Source organism: Arthrobacter sp. E3 (genome assembly GCF_017353415.1).
Lineage (GTDB): Bacteria > Actinomycetota > Actinomycetes > Actinomycetales > Micrococcaceae > Specibacter.
In genome coordinates this window covers 1-18,158 of record NZ_JAFMPX010000028.1, presented here as the reverse complement: position 1 = coordinate 18,158, position 18,158 = coordinate 1, and the positions used below count along the sequence as shown (strand labels likewise).

Annotated in this window: 20 protein-coding genes; 14 read left to right on the top strand and 6 right to left on the bottom strand. The window is 62.4% G+C overall.

Annotated features, from left to right (window positions below; translation table 11 throughout):
• The 3 genes from JMA46_RS12200 to JMA46_RS12190 are packed head-to-tail and all read right to left on the bottom strand — an operon-like array spanning position 1 to position 3,847.
• On the bottom strand, positions 1–2,097 hold the full coding sequence (locus JMA46_RS12200; RefSeq protein WP_207345620.1) for a fructose-specific PTS transporter subunit EIIC: 2,097 nt from the start codon (positions 2,095–2,097) through the stop codon (positions 1–3).
• Positions 2,094–3,062: a 1-phosphofructokinase family hexose kinase gene (locus JMA46_RS12195; protein WP_207345619.1), complete on the bottom strand. Its 969-nt coding sequence runs from the start codon at positions 3,060–3,062 to the stop codon at positions 2,094–2,096. The genes JMA46_RS12200 and JMA46_RS12195 overlap by 4 nt, the downstream gene beginning before the upstream one ends.
• Positions 3,059–3,847: a DeoR/GlpR family DNA-binding transcription regulator gene (locus tag JMA46_RS12190; RefSeq protein ID WP_207345618.1), complete on the bottom strand. Its 789-nt coding sequence runs from the start codon at positions 3,845–3,847 to the stop codon at positions 3,059–3,061. Before JMA46_RS12190 ends, JMA46_RS12195 begins: the two co-directional genes overlap by 4 nt.
• A 353-nt stretch (positions 3,848–4,200) precedes the next feature.
• On the opposite strand from JMA46_RS12190, the gene JMA46_RS12185 reads away from it, so the two are divergent.
• The 7 genes from JMA46_RS12185 to JMA46_RS12160 all read left to right on the top strand — a co-directional run bounded on the left by JMA46_RS12185 (position 4,201) and on the right by JMA46_RS12160 (position 8,306).
• A complete protein-coding gene (locus tag JMA46_RS12185) occupies positions 4,201–4,842 on the top strand; it encodes a phospholipase (RefSeq protein WP_207345617.1) in 642 nt (213 codons plus the stop codon).
• A 10-nt stretch (positions 4,843–4,852) separates the two neighbouring features.
• Complete coding sequence (locus tag JMA46_RS12180) at positions 4,853–5,086, top strand: hypothetical protein (RefSeq protein ID WP_207345616.1); 234 nt, start codon at positions 4,853–4,855, stop codon at positions 5,084–5,086.
• A 140-nt stretch (positions 5,087–5,226) separates the two neighbouring features.
• Positions 5,227–5,475, top strand: coding sequence for a DUF2871 family protein (locus tag JMA46_RS17635; RefSeq protein WP_348770150.1), 249 nt, complete (start codon positions 5,227–5,229; stop codon positions 5,473–5,475).
• Positions 5,415–5,675, top strand: coding sequence for a DUF2871 family protein (locus JMA46_RS17630; protein WP_348770149.1), 261 nt, complete (start codon positions 5,415–5,417; stop codon positions 5,673–5,675). The genes JMA46_RS17635 and JMA46_RS17630 overlap by 61 nt, the downstream gene beginning before the upstream one ends.
• Positions 5,676–5,773: 98 nt before the next feature.
• Positions 5,774–6,691 carry a hypothetical protein gene (locus tag JMA46_RS12170; RefSeq protein WP_207345615.1) on the top strand — a complete coding sequence of 306 codons (918 nt, stop codon included), beginning with the start codon at positions 5,774–5,776 and terminating at the stop codon, positions 6,689–6,691.
• Positions 6,692–6,952: 261 nt separating this feature from the next.
• Positions 6,953–7,888 (top strand): serine hydrolase domain-containing protein, encoded by a 936-nt coding sequence (locus JMA46_RS12165; protein ID WP_207345614.1) that lies wholly within the window; start codon positions 6,953–6,955, stop codon positions 7,886–7,888.
• Positions 7,830–8,306, top strand: coding sequence for a hypothetical protein (locus tag JMA46_RS12160; protein WP_207345613.1), 477 nt, complete (start codon positions 7,830–7,832; stop codon positions 8,304–8,306). The genes JMA46_RS12165 and JMA46_RS12160 overlap by 59 nt, the downstream gene beginning before the upstream one ends.
• On the opposite strand, the gene JMA46_RS12155 is transcribed toward JMA46_RS12160, so the two are convergent.
• Complete coding sequence (locus JMA46_RS12155) at positions 8,303–9,592, bottom strand: DUF445 domain-containing protein (protein WP_247647268.1); 1,290 nt, start codon at positions 9,590–9,592, stop codon at positions 8,303–8,305. The genes JMA46_RS12160 and JMA46_RS12155 overlap by 4 nt on opposite strands.
• Positions 9,593–9,614: 22 nt before the next feature.
• Between JMA46_RS12155 and JMA46_RS12150 the strand changes: the two genes are divergently transcribed.
• From JMA46_RS12150 to JMA46_RS12135, 4 genes are all read left to right on the top strand, one after another.
• A complete protein-coding gene (locus JMA46_RS12150; RefSeq protein WP_207345611.1) occupies positions 9,615–10,427 on the top strand; it encodes a glycerophosphodiester phosphodiesterase family protein in 813 nt (270 codons plus the stop codon).
• Positions 10,428–10,441: 14 nt separating this feature from the next.
• Complete coding sequence (locus JMA46_RS12145) at positions 10,442–12,307, top strand: glycoside hydrolase family 15 protein (protein WP_282099593.1); 1,866 nt, start codon at positions 10,442–10,444, stop codon at positions 12,305–12,307.
• Between the two features lie 81 nt (positions 12,308–12,388).
• Positions 12,389–13,195, top strand: coding sequence for an AzlC family ABC transporter permease (locus JMA46_RS12140; RefSeq protein ID WP_207345647.1), 807 nt, complete (start codon positions 12,389–12,391; stop codon positions 13,193–13,195).
• Complete coding sequence (locus tag JMA46_RS12135) at positions 13,192–13,503, top strand: AzlD domain-containing protein (protein ID WP_207345609.1); 312 nt, start codon at positions 13,192–13,194, stop codon at positions 13,501–13,503. Before JMA46_RS12140 ends, JMA46_RS12135 begins: the two co-directional genes overlap by 4 nt.
• Here the strand turns inward: JMA46_RS12135 and JMA46_RS12130 are convergent.
• A complete protein-coding gene (locus JMA46_RS12130; protein WP_207345608.1) occupies positions 13,480–14,175 on the bottom strand; it encodes a DUF5684 domain-containing protein in 696 nt (231 codons plus the stop codon). The two genes, JMA46_RS12135 and JMA46_RS12130, sit on opposite strands and share 24 nt — an antisense overlap.
• A 111-nt stretch (positions 14,176–14,286) precedes the next feature.
• On the opposite strand from JMA46_RS12130, the gene JMA46_RS12125 reads away from it, so the two are divergent.
• Complete coding sequence (locus tag JMA46_RS12125; RefSeq protein WP_207345607.1) at positions 14,287–14,616, top strand: thiamine-binding protein; 330 nt, start codon at positions 14,287–14,289, stop codon at positions 14,614–14,616.
• Positions 14,617–14,655: 39 nt separating this feature from the next.
• On the opposite strand, the gene JMA46_RS12120 is transcribed toward JMA46_RS12125, so the two are convergent.
• Positions 14,656–15,318: a TetR/AcrR family transcriptional regulator gene (locus JMA46_RS12120; protein ID WP_207345606.1), complete on the bottom strand. Its 663-nt coding sequence runs from the start codon at positions 15,316–15,318 to the stop codon at positions 14,656–14,658.
• A gap of 201 nt (positions 15,319–15,519) precedes the next feature.
• Here JMA46_RS12120 and JMA46_RS12115 point away from each other — a divergent pair, with 201 nt between their 5' ends.
• Together JMA46_RS12115 and JMA46_RS12110 are read left to right on the top strand one after the other, a co-directional pair.
• Complete coding sequence (locus tag JMA46_RS12115; protein WP_207345605.1) at positions 15,520–17,754, top strand: ABC transporter permease; 2,235 nt, start codon at positions 15,520–15,522, stop codon at positions 17,752–17,754.
• A 26-nt stretch (positions 17,755–17,780) separates the two neighbouring features.
• Positions 17,781–18,080 carry a hypothetical protein gene (locus JMA46_RS12110; protein ID WP_207345604.1) on the top strand — a complete coding sequence of 100 codons (300 nt, stop codon included), beginning with the start codon at positions 17,781–17,783 and terminating at the stop codon, positions 18,078–18,080.
• The last annotated feature ends 78 nt before the right edge of the window (positions 18,081–18,158 follow it).

Below are 18,158 nucleotides of genomic sequence, written 5' to 3'. Positions count from 1 at the left end.
TTAGCTGTTCTGTGCAACGAGCTGCTGTGGGGCAACAGTATCAACGGGCTTGCGGACGGCCCAGCGCTTGAGGGCAACCACCGAGAATCCGCCAATTACGGTTCCCACCAGAATCGAGAGGATGAACATGCCCACGTTGCCGATGGCGAAGAAAACGAAGATTCCGCCGTGCGGTGCCTGGGACGTCACGTGGAAGGCCATGGTCATGGCACCTGTCACCGCGCCGCCGAGCATCATGGAGGGGATAACGCGCAGCGGGTCCGCAGCGGCGAACGGGATGGCGCCTTCGGAGATGAAGGATGCGCCCAGCAGCCATGCTGCCTTGCCGTTCTCACGCTCGGCCAGGGAGAAGCGCTTTTTGTCGATCACTGTGGCAAGGGCCATGGCGAGCGGGGGAACCATGCCTGTGGCCATGACGGTGGCCATGATCTGCCAAGGAGCCTGGTCCACTGCAGTGCCGGCACCCAGGCCGGCGACGGCGAATGCGTAGGCCACCTTGTTGACTGGGCCGCCGAGGTCGAAGCACATCATGAGGCCCAGAATGATGCCCAGCACTACTGCGGAGGCGCCGGACATGCCCGTCAGCCAGTGGTTGAGGCCGTTAGTCAGGGCGGCGATGGGGCCGCCCAGGAACAGCAACATGGCACCGGAGGCAATGATGGAGCCCAGCAGTGGGATGATGACCACCGGCATGAGGCCGCGCAGCCAGCGCGGCACCTTCCAGCTGCCGATCCAGTAGGCGGCGAGGCCGGCGAGGATGCCGCCCACCAGTCCGCCGAGGAATCCGGCGTCCATGAAGACGGCCACAGCACCGGCCGTGAATCCCGGTGCGATGCCGGGGCGGTCTGCAATGCCGAAGGCGATGTAGCCTGCCAGTGCCGGGACCAGGAAGCCCATCGACAGCCCGCCGATCTTGAACGCCACAGCGCCCAGATACAGGGCAAGGTTGCCGTCGGGCAGATTCAACAAGGTGTTGTTGCCGAGAATGTCATCGGCCGTGGTACCCAGCGCGATGCTGTAACCGGCCAGCAGGAAGCCAAGTGCAATGAGCAAACCGCCACCTGCCACGAACGGGATCATGTAGCTGACGCCGGTGAGCAGAACTTTCTTGATTTTCGTGCCAAGGTGCTCGCTTGAGGCTTCTGCGTTGTGCTCCGCGGTCTCCTCGGCGCCAAAGTGCGGAACCCTATGGGCGTGCGGGTCGTCGGCGGCTGCGAGGGCTTCTTGGATCATCTTGGCCGGCTCGTCAATGCCCCGCTTGACGGGGGAGTTGACCACGGGCTTGCCAGCGAAACGCTCCTTGCCACGCACATCCACGTCGACGGCGAAAATCACGGCATCCGCAGCGGCAATGACGGCCGGGTCAAGCGGGGTCACGGCTCCGGAGCCCTGCGTTTCGACCTGCAGGTCCACGCCGGCCTCCTGCGCTGCCAGCACGAGGGAATCGGCGGCCATGTAGGTGTGGGCGATGCCCGTGGGGCACGCCGTCACAGCAACCAGCCGCTTCGGTGCGGAGGTTTGGCCGACCTCGCCAGCGTTGGGGACCCCGCCCGCTCCGCGGTGCCCGACCACACCCGGGCCCCCAACGCTGGACTCGCCGGACCTAACCGGCGCAGCAGCGGTGGCTGTTGCGGCTGGCTGTGGATTGTCGGCGAGGGCGCCGTCGACCAGGGCCACGATCTCTGCCGGGGTCTTCGCTGCTCGAAGGGCGGCCGTGAAGTCCTTTTTGATGAGGGAGCGCGCCAGTTTGGAGAGCAGTTTCAGGTGGGCGTTGTCCGCTCCGGCCGGAGCTGCGATGAAGAAGACGATATCCGCGGGGCCGTCCTTGGCGCCGAAGTCAACTGTGGGGGAAAGCCGGGCCATGGCCAGGGTGGGTTCGAGGACGGCTGCGGAGCGGCAGTGCGGGATGGCGATGCCGCCCGGGACGCCGGTGGCTGTCTTTTGTTCACGGGCCAGGGCGTCGGCAAACAGGCCTTCAACTTCGGCGGCCCGGCCGGTCTTTGCCACGAGCTCGGCAAGGTGGCGGATGACGGATGTGGTGTCCGTGCCGAGGTCGGCATCAAGGAGCACCAGGTCGGTATTGATGAGGGTTGTCATGTCAGATCTCTTTGACTTCCGGACAGGGCCGTCACGACAACGGCGGAGGGGGTGGTTTGTGCAAGGGACGGAACCAGGGTTCCTGGAAGGGAAGCGGCGGCCGCCCCATGGGCCACTGCTTGCTGCAGGCATGCTTCGGGGGAGTCCCCGCGAAGCGTCGCCAGCAGATATCCGGAGAGGGCGGAATCGCCCGCCCCGACGGTACTTTTTGCTTCAATGGCAGGGCCGGAGCCGTGCCAGGTGCCGTGTTGGGACACGAGCACGGCACCCTTGGACCCCAGCGTTGCAAGGACTGCACCGACGCCTTGGCGCACCAGCAGATCTGCCGCACTGGCAGCCAGCGACGGGTCCGCTTCAAGTGCCGGCCCGTCGGAAAAGCCCGTCAACTCAGCCAATTCCTCGCCGTTGGGCTTGAGCAGGTCCGGCGCGTGCTGCAGGCATTCGCGCAGCGGTGCACCGGAGGAATCAACCGCAATTTTGGGGGCGTGCGTCCCATGGGCGGCACGCACAGCGTCGATGACACGGGCATAGAAGTCGTTCGGCACCCCCGGTGGGAGCGAGCCGGCGAGCACGAGCCAGGATGCGCCTTCGGACTTTTCCACCGTCAGCTCCAGCAGTGCCGCAACCTGGGCGGTGGTCAGCACGGGGCCCGGTTCGTTGACCTTGGTGGTGGTCCCGTCGGGCTCGGTGATGGCGACGTTGCTGCGCAGCGGTGCACCGATGGCCAGTGCCTTGTGGGGGATGCCTTCGGTCACCAGGGCGCGGACGACGGCGTCGCCTGCGTCCCCGGGGAGCAGTGCCAGGGCGGGGGTTTCAGAGGCTGACAGGGCGCGGACTATGTTCACCCCCTTGCCTCCGGGGTGCAAGGTGGCAGCGGTTGCGCGCTGGACTTCGCCGCGTTCCAATGCTGCCGAGAGCTCGATGGTGTGGTCAAGGCTGGGGTTGGGGGTCAGGGTGATGATCATGCCAGCACCACCTCGACGCCGGCCGCGGCCAGCGCTGCCTCGAGCTCCGGGGAGGGTGCTGCGGTGGTGACGAGCGTGTCGATCTCCTCGAGCGTGGCGAAGCGGACAAGCGTCTCGGTGCCAAGCTTGGAGGAGTCGGCAAGGACCACCACCTGGCGGGCTGCCTTCACCATGGCGGTCTTGGTGGCCGCCTCGACGGGGTCCGGTGTGCTCAGACCAAAGTCGGCATGGATGCCGTTGGTGCCGATGAAGGCAATGTCGGGGCGCAGCCCGCTGAGTTGTTCGGTGGCCCTGGCACCCACGACGGCGCTTGTCAGCCCACGGACCCGGCCACCCACAATGTCCAGGAGCAGCCTGGGGTTGGTGCCCAGCGAAACTGCCAAGGGGAGGGAGTTGGTGATGATGAGCAGTTCATCGCCGACCTTGGTGGGCGACCATCCGGCGAGACGGTCGGCCAGCGCAGCGGTGGTGGTGCCGGAGTCGAGCAGGATCGATGCCGTCGGCGTGTGGGGGATGAGTGCCATGGCGGCAGTGGCGATGCGCTGCTTTTCATCCATGTGACGGCCCTGCCGTTCGCCCAGGCTCAATTCGGAGCGAGTGAGCTGGTCCGGTGCCACGGCGCCTCCGTGGACCCGGCGCAGCTGGCCAGCCTCCTCGAGTACAGCCAGATCGCGGCGGACCGTTTCCTGGGTGATGGCAAAGAGTTCGGCCAGTTCATTCACGCCAGCCCGGCCCTGGGTGCCGACGAGTTCGGCTATTTTCTGGTGCCGTTCCTCCGCAAACATGGGATTCCTTTCGCTGGGACCGTTTCAGGCGGTGTGGGGCTTGAAACGGTCTGCGTGACGTGTGTCACGATGTTGTTTAAAGTGACTTTATCTGTGTTCATCTTCACTTGTCAAGGATTTATCCACGCAAACACAGAAAAGCGGGGATTCGGCGTGAGGCTGGGCCGGATTTTGTGGAATGGACGCCTGTTTTTGAGGGCAGGATCGGGGACACAGACGGCTGTTTCGTGCATAAACGCACCTTGACCGCTAAAGCGGTGTCTGTACCCTGCGAATATGCGGAAAAGGTGCGGTCAAGCGGGAAACCGCCGCTCAAAGCCGACCAGGTCCCACCGGATGGGTAGTGTTGCCCCATGGACAACATTTTGTGGTCCCGCCCCGAGGGCGAGCGCGCCGGCACGCCCCTGCTGCTGATGCTGCACGGCTACGGCTCGGATGAAGCACGCATGGCCGCCATGTTCAAGGACCTGCCCAAGGGTTTCACCTGCGCGGCACCGCGGGCACCACGGGACATTGCAGGGGGCAGGGGCTGGTTCTTGTTGGACTATTTCCTGGTCAACGATTTCGCCGAGGTGGTTGGTGCTGCCAGCGCAGTGCTGGCCTGGCTGGACTCCGTCATGGAGAAATACGCTTTCAGTTCAGTGTCGGTGCTGGGGTTTTCACAAGGCATGGCCATGGCCACAACACTCATCCGGTTGCGCCCGGAGCAGTTCACTGCTGGCGTGGGGCTCTCGGGCTTTGTCCTCCACAATGAACTCCTTGCCGCCATGGAACCCTTGGCCGTCCAGATCCCGTTCCTCTGGGCGCGCGACCCCGCCGACGTCGTCATCAATCCGGACGCCACGGCGTTCACTGCCGATTGGCTGGTGGACAACACTGAACTGAGCAACGCCCACTATGCCGGGATGGGCCACCACATCGGCGCCACCGAACTGGCCGATGTGTCATCTTTCCTGACCGGACACGTATCGGGTTCGTTCGTCCCCCGCGGATAGGCCTCGCAAAATGCTCAACCAACCCAACGGCTTTAAGTACACGATCGCGGAGAACGGCGACGTCACCATCAGCCACCACGGTCGCAGCGCAGCAACCTTGCGTGGCAGCTCGGCCCGGAAGTTTCGCGACGATCTGGAAGCGGCAGACCCCCAGGAGTTGATGGCCCGCCTGACCGGTAACTACAAGCGCGGAAACGAGCGCACAGCGAAAAACCACCCGCGTAACTTCGGGCAGTGCCGCTGAACGGGACTCGGACAAAAGCAAGCGCAAACATAAGCCAAGTGTCGCGGCCGGTTCAACCAAAAGGTTGATGCCCGTCGTAGTGCGCGTTCCTAGGCTGGAAGCAAAGGCCCGCACCGGGGGCCCGCAGCTAAGGACCCCTCATGAAGAAGCTCTTTTATTCAGCGTTTGCCTACATGGTCATCGGAGTGCTTTCGGGCTTCTTTTACCGAGAGTTCACAAAGGGAAAGAACTTCACCGGCTTCACCCAGCTTTCCGTGATCCACACGCACCTGCTGACCCTTGGCTTCATGGTGCTGCTGATCGTGCTGGTGCTTGAAAGGTGTTCGTGTTGTCCTGTTCGCGTCTGTTCAGCTGGTTCTTCTGGACGTACAACGCCGGGCTGGTGCTGACGGCGGCCATGATGGTGGTCCACGGAATGCTCCAGGTCAACGGCGCCACCGAGGTTTCTGCGGCCATCCCCGGCATTGCCGGATTGGGGCACATACTGCTCAGCGTCGGCATGGTGCTGCTGTTGCTTTCCCTGCGCACCCGCCTCTTTACCTCCGCAGTGAAGCACGACGGCGCCACGTCGGTTGCGCTCGCAGGCTGACCTCCCGGGCTGGCTGGCAGATTTTTCCTAGGAGTGAACGTCTGGGCCATTGCACAGATGTGCCGTTAGCCTTGAGGAACAGACAGGGTAGGGGAGTTATGGCACGCAAGGAACTCAAGCACGTTGGAATGGAGCCCGGACCTGGCTTCGCGAAGTCGGCAGGGAAGGTCAACCCGGCCGTGGGAGTTGCCGCAGGGGCGGCGTTCGGCAGCGACGGCAGGCCCACGCCTGCCGTTCATGGGCTGCTGCTCAAAGCCGTTGAGGTACAACGCCCGCTGGTGCTGGCCAATTTGCGGCGCCTTCGCAAACGCCATCCGAACGCAACCGCGTTTGAGCTCAGTCAGCGGCTGGAACGTGACTTTTTGTCCGGTGTTGGAACCGGCGGTGCCGCTATTGGCGCCACGGCAATCATTCCGGGGGTTGGCACGGTCGCGGCACTGACCATTTCAGCTGCCGCTGCCGGAGTTTTTCTTGAAGCAACGGCACTTTACGCCCAGTCCATTGCAGAACTCCACGGCTTGCGGCTCAAAGATCCCGAACTCGCCCAACTCACTGTCATGACCATTATTTTGGGTGATGAGGGCCTGTCCATGCTGCAGGGACTGACCGGGCACGCCCTGGGCACCGGCAAAACGCCGATGCAGGCGTGGGGGCGGACGGTCACCAAGAGCATTCCGCTGGCAACAGTCAAGACGCTGATTGCACCCATGCAGAAAAAGTTTCTGCGGAAGATGGCCGTCAAGGGCAGCGTCTCCATCGTGGGACGGGCATTGCCGTTTGGCATCGGTGCTGCCGTAGGTGGAGCAGGCAACTACATGATGGGCCGGGCGGTGGTGGCCTCGGCTAACCGCGCCTTCGGTCCGGCGCCCCTCATGATTCCGGAGCAGCTGCTGGCCGAGCTGGAGACCAACGGTAAAGCAGCCAAGCCACCCAAGGAGCCCAAGGCGCTTAAGCCCCCGAAGCCGGCCAAAGTAGCGAAGCAGGCGAAACAACCAAGGACCCACAAACGCAGCTAGTGCTCGTGCCGTGGACTGAGCTTTAGCCCAAGGCTGAGCTTCAGCCTTGGCATGGTTAACCCCCAGCGGCCACTCGAGTTCGTTGACCATGCGAGGCCTTGCAACGACCAGCGCCCATGGTCTGCGGCGCAGCGGGAACCGCCCCGTCCAAGCGCTTAAAAACCTCAACTGACGCGCCGCAGCTGCCCCCACCCCCAACGGTGATGCGACTACTGGACCTATAATCAGACCACACGCAGATGCCCCGGGGAGGACGATACCGTGTGGCGATTACTGGTGATCCTGGCTCTTGGCCTCAGTGCAGCCTTCCAGACTGGTGGATCTGAGGGATCGATCGAGGCCTTCATCGATGCCGAGATGCCTGCTGTGGGCGTGCCCGGCCTGGCCTACGCCGTCGTGGCCGACGGCGTCACATCGGTTGGCGCGCGCGGTGCTACCAAGATCGGAAGCGGCAGGAAAGTCACCTCGGACACGGCTTTCCTGACCGGCTCGATCTCAAAGAGTTTTACGGCGCTGGCCGTGATGCAACTTATCGAGGCAGGCGCGATCGGCTTGGACACCGAGGTTTCGCACTATCTTGAGCGTTTCTCGGACCAGCCCGTCGGCGCAATCACGATCAGGCAGCTACTCAGCCACACGAGCGGCTTTTCGACTCTTCAAGGGAACACCTCGCATACGGACATAACCGGCGGAAAGAATGAGCTTGCGAGCCGGGTTGACCAGCTTGCGCAGATGAATCCAGCTCACAAGCCCGATCAGAGGTGGGAATACTCCAATACGAATTACCAGATTCTTGGTCGCCTGATCGAAGTAGTCAGCGGGCAGGAATACCAAGCCTATATTGCACTCAACATCCTCGAATCGGTTGGAATGGAGCACAGCTTCGTCGCTGACGGTGAGATCCACGAATCCATGGCGGCCGGGCACACGCCATGGTTCGGCACCACACGACCGCTGCCCAAAAAAACGACCGATCGCGGGACGGCTCCGCAAGGTGGGATCGTCGCGAGCGCCACCGATCTGGCGAGCTATATGCAGATGATGATGAATGGTCGGAACGATGTGCTGAGCGCCGAAGGCAAAGCGCGAATGATGCGCCCAGCCAGCGACGCATCGCCCGGCTACGGCTTTGGCTGGTTTGTGGATTCCAGCAACGGCGCTGTTGGTCAACGGCGGCAGCGGGCTGGGATTCGGTGAAACTACCCAACTCCGTAACGGCATCACCGCCAGGGCGATGGGCATCGACTACGACGGTGATGGGCTGCGATGGTCCCGGAAGGTGTTGTTCATCGCGATGGTGCTCCTGCCGATGGTCTTTGGGGTCAGCATGATTTGGGCGTGGTTTCGTCGCACCAAGGTCCGCGCCAAGTTGAACTCTGGCATTGTTGGCCTGTTCAGTTTGTGGTGCCCTCTGCTGGCCATGCTTATTGCAGCGTGGATCGTTTTCACTCTGCTGCCAAAGCTGGGTGGCCCGCCGCTCGCCACCACACTTCTGTTCCAGCCCGATATTGGTTTGCTGCTCATCGCAACCGCGGTGACCGGTGTTCTGTGGGCCGTGTTCAGGCTTGGGGTGGCCTACACCGGGAGCCGGGGAAGCTCAGCTGTGCAAGACTAGCCGAAGACCAGGGTTGCGACGGCGAAGATGGCCAGGCCGGCCAATGAGCCAACGACGGTGCCGTTGATGCGGATGAACTGCAGGTCCCGTCCCACCTGTAGCTCGATCTTTTGACTGGTTTCCACAGCGTCCCAACGCCCCACGGTATCGGAGATGAGAGAGGTAATCTCATGCTTATACGTGCCAACAAGGTACGCGGCCGCGTCGGAAATCCACTTGTTGGCCTTATCCGCCAGCTCAGAGTCTTCGATCAATCTGTTGCCAAACTCCTGCACCACTGACGTGAACTTCAGGCGCAGCTCGGAATTGGGGTCTTCCGCGGCGTCGGTAATGGCCGTCTTGATCGTGCTCCAGGTACGTGCCGCCAAGTCACGCACTTCCGGGTCACCCAGGACCTGCTTTTTGATGGATTCAGCCTTGGCGATCATGGCCGGGTCATGCTGGAGTTCCTGGGCCAGATCCTTGAGGTACTCATCGAGTTTCAACCGGACTTCATGCTGCGGGTCATCCTGGACGGCGCGGGCAAATTTGTAAATCTCGGTGTAAATCTTGTCTCCCACCATCCCGTCCACAAACTGTGGCACCCAGCTGGGGGAGCGGTCTGTCACTAGTCCACTGATGGTGGTGTGGTTGCTGCGAATCCACGTGGTTGAGCGGTCAACGAGCAAGTCGACCAGGGCATGGTGGTGGCCGTCGGCGAAAATACGCTCGGCAACCTTGCCAATGGGCGGGCCCCATGGCGGCTCAAGCAAATGCTTGCGCACCATGGCCTCGATGACGTCCTTGACGTCCTCATCCTTCAACACTGCCATGGCCCCGCGCAGGGCTGCTGCACCCTCCTTTGCCACCCGCTGGGCGCTTGCAGGCTTGGCCAGCCATGCACCTATTTTTTGCGCGATTTCGGTGGTGGCGAGCTTCTCGGCAACGACGGCCTCTGACAGAAAGTTGTTTTCCACAAAGTCGGCCAGTGAAACCCCGATCTCATCCTTGCGGTTCGGGATGATGGCCGTGTGCGGGATTTTGATGCCCATGGGGTGCTTGAACAGTGCTGTGACGGCAAACCAGTCGGCAAGCGCGCCCACCATGCCGCCCTCGGCTGCAGCCCGGACGTAGGCAAGCCACGGGTACTGGGGCTCCAGGGCAAAGGCCACGCAAAACACTACCGCCATGAAGAGCAGCAGGGACAGGGCGAAGCGCTTCATCCATCGCAGGGCCGCAGCCTTTTCCGCGTCGGTTTTCGAAACCTTTGCCAAACCCGCTGAGCCAAGTTGTTGTGTTTGCGCCATGAAGCAAGCGTAGCGTGGAGCCATGACGGTTCAGATCTACGCCCACCGCGGAGCCAGCGCTGCATTTGCCGAGCACACCCGCGCCGCCTACCTCCAGGCCTTGGCCGACGGCGCCGACGGGGTTGAGTGCGACGTTCACCTCAGCGCCGACGGGGAACTGATCCTGCTGCACGACGACACCGTGGACCGGACCTCGAACGGCACCGGACCCGTCTCCGAACTGACGCTCGCGCAGCTTCGGGAGCTCGATTTCAGCAGCTGGCACATTACACCGCTCCCTCCCGAGTTCGGCACCACCGCCACCCAGCTGCTGACGCTGTTGGAATTGTTGCACATCCTGGCCAACGCTGGCAGGCCCGTGGGGCTGGCGATCGAGTTCAAATACGGTGCACTCTTTGAGCCCACTCTTGTAGAGACCGCACTTGAGGCGTTGCGCGGCCACGGATGGAGCGACGACGGCGGACAGGCCGGCAATGTGGAGGTGTCATTCATGAGCTTCCATCCGGAAGCCGTGGCATATTTAGCCCAACACGTCCCGGCGGAACAGTTGTGTCAGCTGCTGGAGGTAGCCACGGCCCCTGCTGTTGAGGCCGTGGCTGCGGGGGAAAAGTTATTGGACGACGGCGTTGCCCACCTTGCCGGGCCGGGCGTCGGCTACGTGCGGGCGTACCCTGGCAACGTCGCACGGTGGGTGGCAGCTGGCCGTGTCCTGCGAGTTTGGACCGTTGACACCGCTGATGATCTGCAACTGTGCCTGAGCCACGGGGTGACACAGGTGACAAGCAACGTGCCCGCAGTGATCCGTTCAACTCTGACAGCTTTGCCGTTCATGTAGCAGCGCCCGGTTCCATGTGGTTGCATGGAACCATGGCATCGAGAATTGAAGACTATGCACTGCTTTCCGATCTGCACACCGGCGCCCTTGTGGGCCGTGATGGGAGCATCGACTGGCTGTGTTTTCCGCGTTTTGACTCCCACGCAGTGTTTTCGGCACTGCTGGGCACCACTGACAACGGACGCTGGCTCATGGCACCGTCACACCCTGAAGCAGCCGTTGAAAAGCGCAACTATCTCGGGCGGACGTTTGTACTGGAAACGCTCTGGACAACTCCCGAAGGCACTGCACGTGTCACTGACTTCATGCCGATCGGGGATCGCCGGGCGTCCATTGTGCGTCGCATCGACGGGGTGAGTGGAAGCGTAGAATTCAACCAGGAAATTACCTTCCGCCCCGGTTACGGCAAGATCGTGCCCTGGATCCGTCGGGTGGAGGAGGAAGACGGCACGGAAGCAATCGTTGGTGTCGCCGGACCGGACGCGGTGGTGCTGCGCGGAGACCACCTGCCGCACGCCGTCGGCCGTTTGCACGGTGGCACGTTCACAGTGCAGGCCGGTGAGAAAGTGGTGCAGGAGCTGACGTGGTACCCCTCGCACCGCCCAGTTCCCAAGGCAGTCGACACGCAACCGGCGTTGGAGCAAACCTGCAAATACTGGGAAGACTGGGCCAAGAGGTACAACCAGGACGGAAAGTACGCACGCCTGGTGGAGAGGTCCCTGCTGGTGTTGCGGGCTCTGACGCATGCAGACACAGGTGGCATTGTCGCGGCGCCCACCACCTCGCTGCCGGAGGACTTTGGCGGAGCGCGAAACTGGGACTACCGCTTTTGCTGGCTGCGGGACGCGGCCCTGACGCTCGAGGCCATGCTCACGCACGGCTACGCCGATGAGGCCTTGAAATGGCGCGACTGGTTGCTGCGGGCCGTGGCCGGGGACCCCGAGGACATGCAAATCATGTACGGGCTTTCAGGTGAGCGGAATCTGCCTGAACGCGACCTTGACCACCTGACTGGATACGAGGGCGCTCTGCCGGTGCGCATCGGCAACGAAGCTGTGGGCCAATATCAGGCCGACGTCGTCGGTGAAGTCATGGTGGCCTTGGAAAAGCTGCGGCTCGCCGGTGGACATGAAGACCATTTCTCCTGGCCGCTGCAACAAGCCATGCTGGGTTTCATTGACAAGCACCTGACGGACAAGGACCACGGCATTTGGGAGATGCGTGGGGACCTGCTGTATTTCACCCATTCGCGCGTCATGATGTGGGCCGCCTTTGACTGTGCCGTGCGGGCCGTACGCAACCACGGCCTGCCGGGGCCGGTTGAGCACTGGGAGAGCGTACGCGAGCAGTTGCGGGAAGAAATTCTTGAACATGGCTTCAACAAGGAGCTGAACACGTTCACCCAAACATACGGCGGAACCTCTACGGATGCCTCGTTGCTTGTCATTCCGCAGGTGGGTTTCGTGAAGTACACGTCCCCGGAGATGCTGGGCACGGTGGCGGCCCTCGAGGAAGAGCTTGTCGACGAACACGGACTGATTTTGCGTTACCAAACGGCGTCAGGGTTGGACGGACTGGCGCCAGGGGAGCACCCGTTCCTTGCCTGCTCCTTCTGGTTGGTGGAGCAGTACGCCCACACGGGCCGCCGCGCCGAGGCCGTCACGTTGATGGACAAGCTGGTGGGGCTGGCCAATGAGGAGGGTCTGCTCAGTGAAGAATATGACATGGCCCAGGGCCGGATGGCCGGGAACTTCCCGCAGGCCTTCTCCCACCTGGCGCTTGTCCGGGCCGCGGATGCCCTCCACGGCACTGAAAGCCTGAGCCTGTCCACGGAACCCATCGACACGCACACCAGGCCCATTGCCATCGTGCGGCAATAGGCTGGCAACCCGAACGGGCCTTCCCGGCCTTGCGCCCCTGCGGTGCACCGTCAGGGAGGCAGACATGACACCATGGTGGGGATGAAGCTCAAGGACTCCCCGGCCGCCAAGATTGGCGCCTCGATCGCCGTCGCCACCGGCTTGTATGGGGTTTCGTTTGGTGCGCTCTCGGTAGCTTCGGGTCTGAGCTTTTGGCAAACCATGGTGCTGAGCCTGTTGCTGTTCAGCGGTGGCTCGCAATTTGCGTTTATTGGCGTGGTGGCCGCCGGTGGCACGGGAGTTGCGGCCATGAGCGCCTCTGCCCTGCTGGGCATCCGCAACGGGGTCTACGGCATGCAACTCAACGCGTTGCTGCGGCCCACGGGCTGGCGCCGATTTGCGGCCGCCCACGTGACCATCGATGAGTCGACTGCCACGGCAACCGGCCAAAGCGATCCTGGGGAACAAAAGCGCGGCTTCTGGGTGGCCGGGCTGGGAATTTTTGTGTTGTGGAATGTCATGACAGCCGCCGGCGCCGTTCTTGGTGACGCCTTGGGTGACCCCAAACAGTGGGGTCTTGACGGCGCCGCAGTGGCGGCGTTCCTCGGCTTGTTGTGGCCGCGCATCAAGGCATTCCAGCCTGCCGCGATCGCCGTGGTGTGCGCCGTTGCAACGCTGCTGGCTGTTCCGTGGGTACCCCCGGGTGTGCCAATCCTGGTGGCTGCCGTCGTGGCCGGGCTGATCGGCTGGTTCCGCAGTGACCGCACGCCCGGCCATGCGCCGGGGCATGTTGGTGACGGGTTGGAACCTGACCTTGAACCATACAAGCACGACGTCGTTGCACGCCCCAGGCATGCAGCGGCAGGAACGGGGCACTTGGTGGCCGGGAATGAAGGGGAACAGCCGTGAGCATGTGGTTTTGGCTGCTTGTTGCCGCCGCGTTGGCGTATCTGACCAAGCTGCTGGGCTACCTTGTGCCGGCAAAGGTCCTGGCCAACCCGCGGATGTCGCGGGTGGCAGGAACGTTGACCATCGGGCTGCTGGCCTCGCTGACGGTTGTCAACGCCGCAGCGAGTGGTGCCTCGCTGGTGCTTGATGCCAGAATCGGTGCTTTGGTGGCGGCCGGGATCGCCCTTTGGCTCAAGGCACCGTTCCTCGTGGTGGTTCTTGCCGGCGCTGCGGCCGCTGCCGGGCTACGGCTGCTGGGTTGGCCCTGAACCGTACGGCGGCTGCGCCTGAGGGGCCTGCTGGCTGGGGTATTCCGGCTGCTGGCCCTGAAACTGTTGGCCTTGATATTGCTGGTACTGGCCCTGTGGGTCCTGCGGTCCGTAGTGCGACTGATCGTACTGGGGCTGCCCTTGGCCAGGGTACTGCTGGGCGGGGTACTGCTGGCCGGCGTACTGCTGCTGCGGATAGTTTTGCCAGTACTGCTTCTGGGCAGGTGAGACGTAGGCCGGGCCCAAGTAGCGGGCGTCTCCATAGGAGAGGATGGCAGCGAACACCACCGGGACAAATACCAGGCCAACCGTATAGGCGACGTCCTTGCCGAAGGACTTGGCAAGATCATTGAGGGTGACGATCATCCAGTAAATTCCGGCATAGGGAATGAACTGCAACCAAAAACTTGATTCGGGGCGACCAGCAATCTTCACCATGACCCATGAATTGTAGAACGGCACAAAGGCAGCCCACTTCGGGTGGCCCGCCTTGTGGAAGAGACCGGCCCAGGCAAAGCCGTTTGCCAACCAGAAGACCACGAAGATCATAAAATAGATGCCCATGATCATCAGGACGAGACCCATGGAGGCCGCCGTTGAGGCGCCGTCGTATTGGTAGTCATAAGGATCCGGGGCAGGGGCCAGCGGAAGCGAAAGCAATGAGGCAAGCATGGGTTTCATCGTATCCGCTCTGGAGGCACCCTCCCATGGGGTGAACTGCCCATAATGGAAGTGGACACCAGGCCGAATGCAAACATCGGCCCTCAACTCTAGGAGATCTTCATGATTGTTGCGTTTTCAGTTGCACCCAGCGGCACCCCGCTCGATGGACCAGCGGGCAGGGGCGACGACGCTTCCGTGCACACGGCAGTAGCTGCCGCCGTCAAGGTAGTCCGTGATTCTGGGCTGCCCAACCGCACGAGTTCAATGTTCACCGAAATTGAAGGCGAGTGGGATGAGGTCATGGACGTTGTAAAACGCGCCACCGAGGCCATTGGGCAGTACGGCTCACGTGTTTCGCTTGTCCTCAAGGCGGACATCCGCCCGGGCCACACCGGTGAAATCACCGGAAAGATCGAGAGGCTCCAAAGCGCGCTGGGTGAACTTGGCTAGTAGCTGGCTGCAGGTGCCTGTCCGTCACCGGACGGGCACCTAAATCAGGCTGGGCATGCTCTGTGGTGACAGGAAGTCCCCACTGTGGGTGACAGGTGCGGCCAGCATGCCCGCCCCGGCGTCGATGAGGAAGTAGCCCACGGACGTCCAGCTGCCCTGCTGGGTGCCAGCCTGCAGCTGCGCCTCAAAGTCAGCACAGATACCCAGCGCCATATGTCCCAGGACACCGGCTCGCGCCCGCAGAATGGTCGGTGGAATTTCGCGCAGACCCTCGCGCATGCGCAGGAGCAAGTCATCGAAATTGTTGCTTGATTCGAAGGAAGACGCCAGTACCTCGGACACGGAGGGGACGGTGCGCACTTGGTAAAGGAACCGCGCGCGCCAACTTGGCTGGGGCATTTCCGCAAGCTGCTCCACCCACGGCAGTATCCGGCACGCGATCACGGAGCGTAGATCTGCGTCCGCGGGAAGATCTGCGATGAGCTCCGCCCGGCGTCCTTCCATGCTTTGCAAGTGCCGTTCGAGCAGGGCGTGGATGAGTTTGTCGCGGTTGCCAAAGTGGTAGGCAACGGCCGAGTGGTTGTGCGTGCCCACATGTTCAGCAATCTTGCGGTTGGAAACTGCATCCACACCATGCAGGGCAAATAGCTCCTCTGCCGCATCGAGTAGAGCCTCACGCGCCATGTCTCCATGATGTCCCATGTATCCCACCTTCCCTTCAATTCCCCACCGTATCGCGGACGGCAATGAGGTTTGCACTGGCCACCTGTTGTACATTTTTACGCCACGTGGCGTAAAGTGATCTAATTGCATCTTGCCCCACGAATTTGTGGTGTGTGAATGGCGCTTTCCGACCATGTGGGAAGCCATGCAACCTTAGAGCGCAGCAACAGGAGTACGAATTTGAGCAGCACCGAAGAAAATCCCAGCACCCACCCTCCGGGAGGGGAACTCCGCACACTGGAGGCGTCTGGCAAGGTCCCAGCACACGGCAACGAACCATCGGCAAAATCATCAGCCGATGGCCCAGCCGCGGCGGAAGCTGCAGCACGCAAGCGAGCCAAGGCTGAGACAATCGGGCGCTACACCGCCATGTTCATGATGCCGCTGATCATGGTCGGCATGATGGTGGGCGGATACCTGGCCGCAATGCACTCGCCGACGCCGAACAACATGCCCGTCGTAGTGGCGGGTGCCCCTGCCGCCGTTGCGGAGTTCGCCCAATCACTGGAATTGGCTGACCCGGACGCAGTGGATGTCCGCACCGTTGCCACTGCTGAAGAAGCGCGCAAACTGGTTGTGGACCGCGACGTTGCAGCAGCGGTGGTACTCGGTGAAGGCAATGCCTCGCTGTACACCGCCGGAGCCGCCGGTGCCTCCCAAGCCGGAGCCGTCACAGGGCTGCTGGCACCGCAGATCATGTCCCAAGGGCTGGAACTGCACGCCGAGGATCTGGCTCGGCTCCCGGATAACGACAAGTCCGGGCTTGGTGCCATGTTCATGACGACGGCCTTGATCATGGCCGGGTACCTGCCGTTCAGCCTGACGCTTTCAAATTCGCCGGAATTGCTGCGCTTGCGCCGGGCCGTGCCACTGCTGGCCGGATGGGCGGCGCTCGCCGCCGGTCTTGTGTGGGCCGTGACGGGTCCACTCCTGGGGGTGGTTCAGGGGCATGCATGGGCAGTGCTGGGAGTCTGTTGGCTCGGTGTGTTTGCTGTCGGCGCCGTGCAATTGCTGCTGACCCGGCTCATGGGACCCATGGCTATCATCGCGGCCATGTTCCTGCTGATGGTGCTCGGTGTCCCGGCGTCCAACATGGGCATGTCCGTCTACACCATGCCTGACCTCTATGCGTTCCTGCATACGTTCCTTCCCACCCCCGCACTGGGTGAGGCGCTGAGCTCCGTCATGTACTTTGACGGTGCCGGAACGGGACCCTATGTGCTCGTTCTCGCGGTGGGTGCCGTGCTGGCACTACTCTTCACGCTCGGCTTTGACGCGAACAAGCAGCGCAAGAACCCGAACGCGGCCCTTCCCATGGTCGCTGTCCAATCGCTTCACGGCGGGCCCCGCCCCAAGACGCGGTTCTGGCGCTATGCCGCACTGTTGTTCTTCCCTTTTGCCATGGTAGCCATGATGATTTCCTTCATGCTCGGCGCCATGTTCGAGCCGACGCCGCGTGACATGCCGGTCGCCGTCGTCGGTGCCACCATGGAAGTTGGGCAGGAAGCGGTGGATACGCTGGATGCCGGCATGCAGGGGCTGTTTGAGCTGCGCGCCGTGGATTCGGAACAGGAAGCCCGCACTCTGGTTGGCGACCGCACGGTCAGCGCCGCTCTGGTGCTGCCCACCGCACCGAACGGCGCCGCCCTGTTGCTGACCAATGAGGCGGCCAGCTCCAGCGCACAACAACTCGTCACCACCATCTTCGGCCAAGTGGCCGCAGGGCAGCAGATGGGCTTGGACACCGAAAACGTGGCGCCGCTGCCGGACAGCGACAGCGCCGGAACGGTGGCTATGTACATGGCCATGGGCTGGATGATGGCAGGGTTCATGATCATCGTGGTGGGTGCCAATGCGGCGCCGGCTTCGCGGCCGCTGCGCAAGCTCCTGCCAATCGTTGCCGCCTGGTCCGTATTCATGTCCGCTGTCCTCTACATGATTGCCGGGCCCATGGTGGGGGCCATTGACGGGCACTTCTGGGCACTGTTTGGCACTGGTGCCGTGGCGATCTTCGCCATGGCCATGTTCGCCACAGTGTTTGAACGGCTCATCGGCATGCTGTCGATCATCCCGGTGGTAGCCATCTTGATGTTCCTGGGTGTGCCTTCTTCTGGCGGGGCACTGTCGGTCTACATGGAACCGGAGATCTTCCGGGTGCTGCACGACATCCTCCCAATGCCTGCGGCCGTGGAAGCGACGCGTTCAATCCTGTACTTCGGTGGCGACGTGGTGGGTGGTGCGCTGCTGAACTTCGCCATTTGGGGGGCCGTGTCACTGGCAGTTGTGGCAGTCATTGACAGGTTCAAGCCGGTGAACGGCAGGAAAGAAGTGCCGCCGCACGGCGACACTTCAACCGGGTCTGTCGCCAGCCTTGTGGCCCAGCCTGAAGTGCCGCGGGAATTGGTGCCTGCCTAAAGCCGGAACGGCGCTAGGCTGGGCCTATGGTTGAGCATCAGAGGCGGCTTGGCTGGGCCGATGTTGAGGACTATTTGTCCGCCACGCTTGTACGGGGTGGTTCCAGCATGGACAGGGTGCTGCGCAGCATCGACGACGCCGGCATGCCACGCATCGAGGTGGCTCCGACGGCGGGGAAACTGCTCATGCTGCTGGCCCGGATACAAGGGGCTAGTAGTACTTTGTTAGGTCTTGTGCGGGGGCCTTTTAATTTTGTGTGGGATCTGTTAATTTTGTTTGTTATGTCGCAGGACATCGGTGACACTTCTGTATCAACACATCGGTGACAGTTCTGCCGGTTTTGGTGGTGACGCTTCTGCCCGTTATTAATGGTTTCCGTCGATTGGCAGTGGTCGTGGGGTTCG

Bases quoted from the DNA above. Each gene is read 5' to 3' on its own strand.
- JMA46_RS12200 (WP_207345620.1), bottom strand. From the start codon at position 2,097: ATGACAACCCTCATCAATACCGACCTGGTGCTCCTTGATGCCGACCTC.
- JMA46_RS12195 (WP_207345619.1), bottom strand. From the start codon at position 3,062: ATGATCATCACCCTGACCCCCAACCCCAGCCTTGACCACACCATCGAG.
- JMA46_RS12190 (WP_207345618.1), bottom strand. From the start codon at position 3,847: ATGTTTGCGGAGGAACGGCACCAGAAAATAGCCGAACTCGTCGGCACC.
- JMA46_RS12185 (WP_207345617.1), top strand. From the start codon at position 4,201: ATGGACAACATTTTGTGGTCCCGCCCCGAGGGCGAGCGCGCCGGCACG.
- JMA46_RS12180 (WP_207345616.1), top strand. From the start codon at position 4,853: ATGCTCAACCAACCCAACGGCTTTAAGTACACGATCGCGGAGAACGGC.
- JMA46_RS17635 (WP_348770150.1), top strand. From the start codon at position 5,227: ATGAAGAAGCTCTTTTATTCAGCGTTTGCCTACATGGTCATCGGAGTG.
- JMA46_RS12170 (WP_207345615.1), top strand. From the start codon at position 5,774: ATGGCACGCAAGGAACTCAAGCACGTTGGAATGGAGCCCGGACCTGGC.
- JMA46_RS12155 (WP_247647268.1), bottom strand. From the start codon at position 9,592: ATGGCGCAAACACAACAACTTGGCTCAGCGGGTTTGGCAAAGGTTTCG.
- JMA46_RS12150 (WP_207345611.1), top strand. From the start codon at position 9,615: ATGACGGTTCAGATCTACGCCCACCGCGGAGCCAGCGCTGCATTTGCC.
- JMA46_RS12145 (WP_282099593.1), top strand. From the start codon at position 10,442: ATGTGGTTGCATGGAACCATGGCATCGAGAATTGAAGACTATGCACTG.
- JMA46_RS12140 (WP_207345647.1), top strand. From the start codon at position 12,389: ATGAAGCTCAAGGACTCCCCGGCCGCCAAGATTGGCGCCTCGATCGCC.
- JMA46_RS12130 (WP_207345608.1), bottom strand. From the start codon at position 14,175: ATGCTTGCCTCATTGCTTTCGCTTCCGCTGGCCCCTGCCCCGGATCCT.
- JMA46_RS12125 (WP_207345607.1), top strand. From the start codon at position 14,287: ATGATTGTTGCGTTTTCAGTTGCACCCAGCGGCACCCCGCTCGATGGA.
- JMA46_RS12120 (WP_207345606.1), bottom strand. From the start codon at position 15,318: ATGGGACATCATGGAGACATGGCGCGTGAGGCTCTACTCGATGCGGCA.
- JMA46_RS12110 (WP_207345604.1), top strand. From the start codon at position 17,781: ATGGTTGAGCATCAGAGGCGGCTTGGCTGGGCCGATGTTGAGGACTAT.